The organism is Mesorhizobium sp. M4A.F.Ca.ET.050.02.1.1 (assembly GCF_003997725.1).
GTDB lineage: Bacteria > Pseudomonadota > Alphaproteobacteria > Rhizobiales > Rhizobiaceae > Mesorhizobium.
Genome location: NZ_RZSG01001368.1, coordinates 1 through 700, shown reverse-complemented (window position 1 = coordinate 700; position 700 = coordinate 1). Strand labels below are relative to the sequence as shown.

Here is a 700-nt window from a genome sequence, read left to right as displayed (position 1 = left end):
GGGGAGAGAGCGCCCAGTTCGGCGGCAGCGACTGGAAGCTAACCGATTTGCGCGGCGCCTTTGGCATGGCGAACCTGCCGCCGGATTCGGTCCCTGTGCTGGCCGACTTCTCGGTGAAAGTGGGCGATCCCGATCTGCAAAAACTCTGGATCGGCTGCAGGATAGTGCTGATGGACAAGGACGGTCGGCGTTGGTCGCCGACATCGGCGGTATCGCTGAAAACGCAGGACCACGTGCAGACCTGCACGTCGGCGATCTTCTCCGGCGCCAAGAGCGGCGACACCCTCAACCTGCGCGAGACCTTCCTGGTGCCGAAACAGGCGACAAGGACGATACGGCCGGCCGTCGGCGTCGCCAGCGAGCGGCCGCATTTCCTGCTGTTCCAGTTGGAAAAGGATTGATCCGGCCACCCGTCCGTCACTGTCACGGATAGAGGCGCGTCTTGTCCCAGCCACCTTCCGCGTTGCGCGTGAAGACCAGGCGGTCGTGAAGGCGGAACGGCCGGTCGTGCCAGAACTCGATCGTCTGCGGCACGATGCGGAAGCCGGACCAGTGTTTTGGCCGCGGGATCTCGCCGATTGGATAGCGCGCGGTGTATTCGGCCACCGCCTTCTCCAGCGCGAAGCGGCTTTCCAGAGGCCGCGACTGTTTCGAGGCCCAAGCGCCGATGCGGCTGCCGCGCGGCCGCGTCGCGTAGTAG

2 protein-coding genes are annotated in these 700 nt (G+C 65.1%); one reads left to right on the top strand and one right to left on the bottom strand.

The genetic code is table 11. The features are described from left to right. Positions 1-401: hypothetical protein (locus EOA33_RS37555; protein ID WP_127407839.1), on the top strand; the 401-nt coding region annotated here is incomplete at its 5' end. 22 nt (positions 402-423) lie between these two features. Here EOA33_RS37555 and EOA33_RS37550 read toward each other — a convergent pair. Further along, on the bottom strand, positions 424-700 hold a 277-nt coding region (locus tag EOA33_RS37550), incomplete at its 5' end, for a pyridoxal 5'-phosphate synthase (RefSeq protein WP_127407838.1).